Source organism: Roseovarius halophilus (ex Wu et al. 2025) (assembly GCF_047086965.1).
In genome coordinates, this window is sequence record NZ_JBKOTX010000217.1 from 1 (window position 1) to 8,041 (window position 8,041).

At 65.8% G+C, this 8,041-nt stretch carries 7 protein-coding genes and 1 tRNA gene; 3 read left to right on the forward strand and 5 right to left on the reverse strand.

Features of this window, described 5'->3' with window-relative positions:
- Positions 1-159: 159 nt before the first annotated feature.
- Complete coding sequence (gene gltX / locus ACH107_RS27205; protein ID WP_412508814.1) at positions 160-1,482, reverse strand: glutamate--tRNA ligase; 1,323 nt, start codon at positions 1,480-1,482, stop codon at positions 160-162.
- 64 nt (positions 1,483-1,546) lie between these two features.
- On the opposite strand from gltX, the gene ACH107_RS27210 reads away from it, so the two are divergent.
- Together ACH107_RS27210 and ACH107_RS27215 are read left to right on the forward strand one after the other, a co-directional pair.
- Positions 1,547-1,939, forward strand: coding sequence for a metallopeptidase family protein (locus ACH107_RS27210; RefSeq protein WP_412508820.1), 393 nt, complete (start codon positions 1,547-1,549; stop codon positions 1,937-1,939).
- A gap of 132 nt (positions 1,940-2,071) precedes the next feature.
- Complete coding sequence (locus ACH107_RS27215) at positions 2,072-3,019, forward strand: 1-phosphofructokinase family hexose kinase (protein WP_412508815.1); 948 nt, start codon at positions 2,072-2,074, stop codon at positions 3,017-3,019.
- A 76-nt stretch (positions 3,020-3,095) separates the two neighbouring features.
- Here ACH107_RS27215 and ACH107_RS27220 read toward each other — a convergent pair whose 3' ends face one another.
- Positions 3,096-3,689: an NAD(P)H-dependent oxidoreductase gene (locus ACH107_RS27220; RefSeq protein WP_412508817.1), complete on the reverse strand. Its 594-nt coding sequence runs from the start codon at positions 3,687-3,689 to the stop codon at positions 3,096-3,098.
- 138 nt (positions 3,690-3,827) lie between these two features.
- On the reverse strand, positions 3,828-5,486 hold the full coding sequence (locus ACH107_RS27225) for an NAD+ synthase (RefSeq protein WP_310692033.1): 1,659 nt from the start codon (positions 5,484-5,486) through the stop codon (positions 3,828-3,830).
- 151 nt (positions 5,487-5,637) lie between these two features.
- Here ACH107_RS27225 and ACH107_RS27230 point away from each other — a divergent pair, with 151 nt between their 5' ends.
- Positions 5,638-7,092: an MORN repeat-containing protein gene (locus ACH107_RS27230; RefSeq protein WP_412508818.1), complete on the forward strand. Its 1,455-nt coding sequence runs from the start codon at positions 5,638-5,640 to the stop codon at positions 7,090-7,092.
- A gap of 212 nt (positions 7,093-7,304) precedes the next feature.
- On the opposite strand, the gene ACH107_RS27235 is transcribed toward ACH107_RS27230, so the two are convergent.
- Together ACH107_RS27235 and ACH107_RS27240 are read right to left on the reverse strand one after the other, a co-directional pair.
- Positions 7,305-7,380, reverse strand: a tRNA-Ala gene (locus ACH107_RS27235).
- A 98-nt stretch (positions 7,381-7,478) separates the two neighbouring features.
- Positions 7,479-7,811, reverse strand: coding sequence for a TIGR02300 family protein (locus ACH107_RS27240; RefSeq protein ID WP_310692234.1), 333 nt, complete (start codon positions 7,809-7,811; stop codon positions 7,479-7,481).
- Between the last annotated feature and the right edge of the window lie 230 nt (positions 7,812-8,041).

The following is an 8,041-nucleotide window of genomic DNA, read 5'->3' on the forward strand; positions in this document are numbered from 1 at the left end:
CGTTCCTTTTGCTGGTCATCCCCGGGCCTGACCCGGGGATCTCCGGCCAAGAGATCATCCGGTCAAGCCGGATGATGACGCAGGCAACTGGCACCGGGGGGGGGGGGGGGGGGGGGGGCCGCGGCCCGCCGCCCCCCCCCCCCCCCCCCCCCGCCCCCCTCAGACCTTTGGCTTGACCTGCATCAGGCGCATGACCTGTGCCATCTCGGGGCCGCGATCCATGCCCGTGACCGCTCGGCGCAGCGGCATGAACAGCCCCTTGCCCTTGCGACCCGTGGCCGCCTTGACCGCCGCGGTCCAATCGCTCCAGGTCTCGGACGTGTAGGGCGGATCGCCCAGCAGGCCCAGCGCGGTCTCGACGAAGTCCGCGTCCTCCTCGGCGACCTGGGGCGTGGGGCCCTCGTAAAACAGCTGCCACCAGCCGGCCATGTCGTCGAGCGTGTCAATGTTCTCGCGCACCACCTCCCAGAAGACTTCGGCCAGGTCCTCCGGCACGCCCAGTTCCCGCACGCGGGTCTCGACCTGCGAGAAGGGGCGCGCGGCCAGCCAGCGATGGGTCAGCGGCACCAGGTCCTCACTATCGAACTTCGTAGGTGCGCTGCCGAACCTGGACAGGTCGAACCCCTCGACGACCTCCTCTATGGTCTCGCGCAACTCCACCGGGTCCGAGGACCCCAGCCGCGCCATCAGCGAATTCACGGCCATGGCCGCGATGCCCCGCGCGCGCAGATCGCGCAGCGCCAGGGTGCCGAGGCGTTTCGACAGCGCTTCGCCCTGCGGTCCGGTCAACAGCGAGTGATGCGCGAAATTCGGAACGGCCCCACCCAGCACCTGCATCATCTGGATCTGGGTCGCGGTGTTGGTCACGTGGTCCGAGCCGCGCACCACATCGGTGATCCCCATTTCGGTGTCGTCCACGACAGAGGCGAGGGTATAGAGCACCTGCCCGTCGCCGCGGATCAGCACCGGGTCGCTGACGCTGGCCGCATCGATGGAGATGTCGCCGAGGATCCCGTCGGCCCATTCGATCCGCTCGTGATCCAGCTTGAAGCGCCAATGGCCCCTGCGCCCCTCGTCACGATAGGCCTTCTTCTGCGCCTCGGTCAGGGTCAGCCCCGAACGGTCATAGACTGGCGGGCGGCCCATGTTCATCTGCTTCTTGCGCTTGAGGTCCAACTCGCCGGGGGTGTCGAAACACTCGTAGAGCCGGCCCATCTCGATCAGCCTGTCCCGGGCCGCGGCGTAGCGGTCCAGCCGCTCGGACTGGCGCTCCACCCGGTCCCAGGTCAGGCCCAGCCAGGCCAGGTCTTCCTTGATCGCCTCGACATAGGCCTCGTCCGAACGTTCCGGGTCGGTGTCGTCGATCCGCAGGATGAAGTCCCCGCCTGCCTGGCGCGCGATGCAGTAGTTGAACAGCGCCGCGCGCAGGTTGCCGATATGCAGGTAGCCCGTGGGCGACGGGGCAAAGCGGGTGGTGGTCATGGGGCTCTCCTATTCAGGGCGCAGGCTCTTTCACAGCCGGGCGGAATTGTCCATATCGGGGCGCATGGAAACGCCCAGCCTTGCCCGGATCGAAGAGATCGCCCGAGAGACCGTCGCCACCCTGCCCGCGCCCTTTGCCGCACTGGCGCAGGACGTCGCGATCCAGGCGGCAGACTGGCTGCCCGATCACCTGCTGGACCCGGAAGACGACCCCCAGGCCCAGCGCGAAGAGATCACGGGAATGTATGACGGCATCCCGCTGACGGAGAAATCCAGCAACGATCTGCCCCTTGGGCCCGACATCGTCTGGCTGTTCCGACAGCCCATCCTGATGGAGCTGGACGACCGCGACGTGACCTTCGAGGCCCTTGTCGCCCATGTCACCGTCCATGAATTCGCCCATCATTTCGGCTGGTCCGACGGTGATATTGCCGCGATAGACCGTTGGTGGGAATGAGTGCCGATCCGGGGCACGGCCTCTGCAGACGCGCGGGCCCATTTGCGGCATCGCCCAAGGCGGCGGCCCGGAGGCGGTGCCTTGGCAACAGGGGCCGGTTCGGGCTACGTTAGCGCCAACAGGAGGCGCCTGATGCACGATATTCTCACCGTTACCCTCAACCCGGCCTTTGATCTGTCGACCTCGGTCGCGCAGATGATTCCGGATGCCAAGATGCGCTGCGGCCCGCCCGAGACGGACCCGGGCGGAGGCGGGTTGAACGTCTCGCGCGCCATCCACCAGCTGGGCGGGGCCTCCAAGGCCTTCGTCGCGCTGGGGGGCGACACCGGCACCGCGCTGGAACACCTGCTGCGCAAGACCGGCCTCGACATCGTCGTTCACGCAGCCCCCGGCGAAACCCGCCAGAGCCTCGCCGTCACGGACCTGAGCACCAACGAGCAGTTCCGCTTCATGCTGCCCGGTCCCGACTGGACGGGCGAGGACATCCAGCGGGCCCGCGATGCGATCCGCGACAGCGCCACGCGTGACGGCTATATCGTCCTGTCGGGCAGCGGGCCGCATGGCGCCTCGCCCGACCTCTACGCCCGTATCTGCCGGGACGTCAGCGAAACCGGCGCGCGGGTCGTGCTGGACACCTCGGGCCCCGCGCTGGCGCATCTGGCCGCCGGGCAGGACACCCCACCCTTCCTGCTGCGCATGGACAGCCACGAGGCCGAGACCCTGGCCCGCCGCCCCCTGCGCAGCCGCGCAGACAGCGCCGCCTTCGCCGAGCGCCTGGTCAAGCAGGGGGCGGCGCAACTGGTCATCGTTGCCCGGGGCAGTGACGGGTCGGTCCTGGCCGATGGCACCCGCAAGCTGCGGGTCAACGCCGCCAATGTCACCGTGCGCAGCCGCGTCGGCGCGGGCGACAGCTTTGTCGGTGGCTTCGTCATGGCCCTGTCCGAGGATCACCCGATCGAAGAGGCCTTCCGCCGGGGCTCGGCCGCCGCCTCGGCCGCCTGCATGACCGAGGGCACGCAGCTTTGCCTGCCGCAGGATTTCGAGACGCTGCTGGAGAAGACGCAAGTCGAGGTTCTGTAGGCCCGACGCATAACAGGCGCGCCGGTCCTCCGACGCGCCTGTTGCAGGGGGTTGGCCCCGGCAGATGTGGCCTTTTTCAGCCGGCCAGTTTGGCCGAAATCTGAACAAGGCGCTTGGCCTGATGCGCAACCGATCGCTGGCCGATATCGCCCAGTTCACCCGGCGTGGTGGAAAACCCGTAGGGATTGCCGCCGTCCTCGAACTTCACGCCGTCGGTATAACCCGGCACCACGAGAATCGCGCCCCAGTGCATGAAGGTGGTGTAGAAACCAAGCAGCGTGGATTCCGCACCGCCATTCGGGTTCTGGCTGGAGGTGGTCGCCGTCACCGCCTTGTCGACCAGTTTGCCCTCCATCCAGAGCGGACCCAGCGTGTCGATGAAGGCACGCATCTGGCTTGTCACGGTACCAAAGCGCGTGGGCGAAGAGAAGAACAGACCGTCGGCCCAGTCCACGTCGGCGAGGCTGGCCTCGGGGACATCGGATTGCGCCTCGGCAGCGGCTTGCCAGGCGTCCTGCCCGGCCACGACCTCGGCCGGGGCGGTTTCACGCACGCGGCGCAGACGGACCTCGGCGCCAGCCTCTTGGGCGGCCTTGGCAGCGGTCTGGGCGACGCCGTAGTTCGTGCCGTAGGTCGAGTAGTAGATGATCGTGATCTTGGGAGTGGTCATTGCAGGCTCCTTGCAGCGCTGTTTCTGCTTGCTGCATACCTATGGATGAACGCGCGCGATGTCGTCGCACATGGCTCCGCAACCGCTGTGCGCTGGTGCACGAATATCAAAAATCGCCCTTGAACCGCGCCTGGGCTTTCAGCCCTCGTCACGCCATCGGTTCACGATGGGATAGCGCCGGTCCAGCCAGAAGGCCTTCATCGACAGGCGCGGCCCGGGGGCGGACTGGAATCGCTTGTATTCGCTGATATAGAGCAGGTGCTCGATCTTCTTGACCATATCGCGGTCATAACCCGCGGCCACGCAATCGGTGACGCTGGCCTCGTCATCCACAAGCATCTGCAGGATGTCGTCCAGCACCTCGTAATCGGGCAGGCTGTCGCTGTCCTTCTGATCCGCGCGCAACTCGGCCGAGGGGGGTTTATCGATGATCGCCACCGGCACGACCTCGCCCGCGGGGCCCTTCATCCAGGGGCGGTGAGTAGCATTGCGCCAGCGGCAGATCTCGAAGACCCGCGTCTTGTAAAGATCCTTGATCGGGTTATAGCCTCCGGCCATGTCGCCATAGATCGTGGCATAGCCGACAGCGACCTCGGACTTGTTCCCCGTGGTCAGCAGCATCTCGCCGAACTTGTTCGACTGCGCCATGAGCAGCAGGCCACGGATGCGTGACTGGATGTTCTCCTCGGTCACGTCCTCGGCCAGCCCCTCGAAAAGCGGGGCCAGTGTGTCGGTCACCGCATCGCGCACCGCGCCGATGGGCACGGTATCGTAGCGCACACCCAGCGCACGGGCGGCGGCCCTCGCATCGTCGAGGGAGGCCTCTGAGGTATACTCCGACGGCAGCATGACACAGCGCACGTTCTCGGGCCCCAGCGCATCCACGGCGATCGCCGCCACGGCCGCCGAGTCCACCCCGCCTGACAGGCCCAGCACGACTTTCCCGAAGCCGGTCTTGCCCATGTAATCGCGCAGCGCCAGGACCATGGCGTGGTAGTCCTGTTCCAGGCTGTCGGGCACAGGGGTCATCTCGCCCGGCGCTGCGCACCAGCCCGCGCCGTCATGCGTGAAATCCACATGGGCGATCTCTTCGGCGAAATGCGCCATCTGCATCGCGAGGGCACCGTGCCGGTTCAGTACGAAAGAGCCGCCGTCGAAGACCTGGTCGTCCTGCCCGCCCACGGTATTCAGATAGACCATCGGCAGATCGCATTCGGTCACACGCGCCACCATCTGGTTCATCCGCACCTCGCGCTTGTCGCGAAAATAGGGGCTGCCGTTGGGCACGAGCAACAATTCCGCCCCGCTCTCGGCCATGGCCTCGCAGACGTCCGGATACCAGGCATCCTCGCAGACCGGCGTGCCGATGCGCAGCGGCCCGGCATCCCAGGGCCCCTGCATGGCCCCGCGAGAAAACACGCGAACCTCGTCGAAGACGTTGAAATTGGGCAGGAAATATTTGCGCGTCGTGGCGTGGACGCGCCCGTCCTTGAGGATGAAATAGGTGTTGTGAAGCTTGGTCGCTTCGGGCAGCGGCCCGCCAATGCCCAGGATCGGCCCGTCGGCACAGTCCATTGCCAACGCCTCGACGGCCTCGACAGAGCGGCGCACGAAGGCCGGTTTCAACACCAGGTCCTGCGGCTGATAGCCGGTGATGAACATCTCGGGCAACATGACCATGTCGGCACCCGCATCCCGGCCGCTTTGCCAGGCGGCGCGCGCCTTGGCGGCATTGCCCGCGACATCGCCCACGGTGGGATTGAGCTGCGCCATGGTCAGGCGGAAACGGTCGGCCATGTGGAACACCCTTGGTCAGTCCTTTGGCCCATGTAGCAGATCGACGGGCAAGGTGAAGCCGAATGGCCGAAGTCGGGCCGGTTTCTCCGTTGTCTTGTGGGGCCGGGCTGATTACGCTGCACTGGTATATCCGCAAAGAGAGCTGCCCATCATGCCGCGCACCAAGACGCATCACACCCTTGCCGCCACGCTGTGCGCGATGGTCGCCCTGCCCGCCGGGGCGCAGTCGGTGCAGACCAAGCAATACGACGATGGCGGCGTCTACGAGGGGCAGTTCCTGAATGGCCTCCAGCACGGTCAGGGCACCTACCAGTTGCCAAATGGCTATGAATATACCGGTGAGTGGTTCGAGGGTGAGATCCGCGGCGAAGGCACGGCAGAATTTCCCAACGGATCGGTCTACGAGGGCGCATTCGCCGACGGCAAGCCGCATGGCACCGGCAAGATCACCTTTGCCGATGGCGGCACATACGAGGGCGACTGGACCGAGGGCAACATCACCGGCCGCGGCATCGCCCGCTACGCAAACGGGGTCGTCTATGAGGGCGCGTTTCGCAATGCCATGCACCATGGCCAGGGGGTCATGCGCGGCCCGGATGGCTATCTTTATGACGGGGCCTGGGTCAACGGCGTCAAGGAGGGCGTCGGCAGCATCACCTACCCCGACGGCGCGGTCTACGAGGGCACCCTGGTCGACGGCACCCGCGAGGGCGAGGGCAAGCTGACCATGCCCGACGGTCTGGTCTACGAAGGCACCTGGGAAGATGGCCAGATCGAGGGCGCGGGGCGCCTGATCCAGCCCAACGGCGACATCTACGAGGGCGACCTGGTGGCAGGCAAGCGCGCGGGCGAGGGCACTGTCACCTTCGCCAACGGCGACGTCTACCAAGGCGATTTCAAGGACGACATGCGCCATGGACAGGGGACCTTCACCGGGACCGATGGCTATCGCTACGTCGGCCAGTGGTCCGAGGGCCAGATCGAGGGCGAGGGTGAGGTGACCTATCCCGACGGCTCGACCTATGTGGGCGAGCTCGAGGATGACACTGCCCATGGCACGGGCAAGATCACCTATCCCGACGGGTCCACCTACGAGGGGGAATGGAAAAACGGCGTGATTCACGGCGAAGGTATGGCTGTCTATGCCGACGATCTGGTCTACGAGGGCACCTTCAAGGACGGCCAGACCCACGGGCAGGGCACCATGACCTACCCCGACGGATACACCTACACCGGGCAATGGGCGAACGGGCAGCGAAACGGTACAGGCACCGCCACCTATGCCGATGGCACTGTCTATGAGGGCGAATTCGTCGATGGCCAGCGTCACGGCACCGGCAAGATCACCATGGCCGACGGTTTCGTCTACGAGGGCGAATGGCAGCAGGGCGAGATCAGCGGCCAGGGCGTGGCCACCTATGCCAACGGCGATGTCTACGAAGGCACGTTCCGGTCCGGCCGCCGTCAGGGCGAAGGTACCATGACCTATGCCACCGGCGAGGTCGAACAGGGCGAATGGCGCGACGGTGCCCTTGTCAGCCGGGACGGAACCGATATGGCGACCGATCAGGTGGGGGAGGGGGCCGAGGCCAGCGACGCCGATTAGCGGGCGTGGCGCGAGAGCAGCGGAATGCACGCCATTTTCGCGCTCTGACCGAACGTGCCCGGAGGTGCTCCATGCAAGGCCGCACCGGCGTGAGAGCGCCTCGCCTGGTTTTTCGCGCAGTCACTGTTCGTATGGCAGCCTGCACAATGGTCCGCATGCCGCGGTTTCGAGGCGTCCAAAATCAGGCTTTTCAGAAAACTTGGCGGGGGTTTTGGTGGAGCCTAGGGGGATCGAACCCCTGACCTCTTGCATGCCATGCAAGCGCTCTCCCAGCTGAGCTAAGGCCCCGATATTGTTGTCACCTTGTGGCGACGTGGTGCTCTCTAAGCACGGGCGCGGGCGAGATCAAGCGAAAAGTCCCGCCTGCGCCAATTTCCTTCGTGGCTTCAGGTATCGTCGTTGGGCGCGGCCACGTCTGTCAGATCGTCGAGCGAGACATTGTCGTCGCCGTCGTCATCCTCCAGCACATCGTCGCCCAGGCTGGCGCCGGACTCTTCCTCGCTGTCGTCGAGGACGATTTCCTCGTCGTCCGAGGTCTTTTCCTCGGCTTTCTTCGACTGGGCGTCCGCGGCATCGGCAACCATGGTGCGGGTCTTGCCTGTCTCGACCTGGACCACCTCGCCCGTATAGGGGCTGACGATGGGATTGGCGTTCAGGTCATAGAACCGTTTCCCGGTTGTCGGGCACACCCGCTTGGTTCCCCATTCTTCCTTGGGCATCTTTGATTCCTCTGTGCGATATGGCAGCACTTGGCGTGATCGCCGTCCCCTGCCATAAGCTATTTGGCGTGTCAAAGGCTAACACGCGGGCATTTCGTGAAGGGCGCATATGGGCCGTCTTGTGCTTGAAGGCAACCCCTCGGTCGAGGTCGTCGTGCGGCGCAACGCGCGAGCGCGGCGGCTGACGTTGCGCGTCTCGCGGCTGGACGGGCGCGCGACGCTGACCGTGC

What these genes read in the sequence shown, in the direction of transcription:
- ACH107_RS27220 (WP_412508817.1), bottom strand. Translation starts at nt 3,689, where the DNA reads ATGACCACTCCCAAGATCACGATCATCTACTACTCGACCTACGGCACG.
- ACH107_RS27215 (WP_412508815.1), top strand. Translation starts at nt 2,072, where the DNA reads ATGCACGATATTCTCACCGTTACCCTCAACCCGGCCTTTGATCTGTCG.
- ACH107_RS27210 (WP_412508820.1), top strand. Translation starts at nt 1,547, where the DNA reads ATGGAAACGCCCAGCCTTGCCCGGATCGAAGAGATCGCCCGAGAGACC.
- gltX (WP_412508814.1), bottom strand. Translation starts at nt 1,482, where the DNA reads ATGACCACCACCCGCTTTGCCCCGTCGCCCACGGGCTACCTGCATATC.
- ACH107_RS27230 (WP_412508818.1), top strand. Translation starts at nt 5,638, where the DNA reads ATGCCGCGCACCAAGACGCATCACACCCTTGCCGCCACGCTGTGCGCG.
- ACH107_RS27240 (WP_310692234.1), bottom strand. Translation starts at nt 7,811, where the DNA reads ATGCCCAAGGAAGAATGGGGAACCAAGCGGGTGTGCCCGACAACCGGG.
- ACH107_RS27225 (WP_310692033.1), bottom strand. Translation starts at nt 5,486, where the DNA reads ATGGCCGACCGTTTCCGCCTGACCATGGCGCAGCTCAATCCCACCGTG.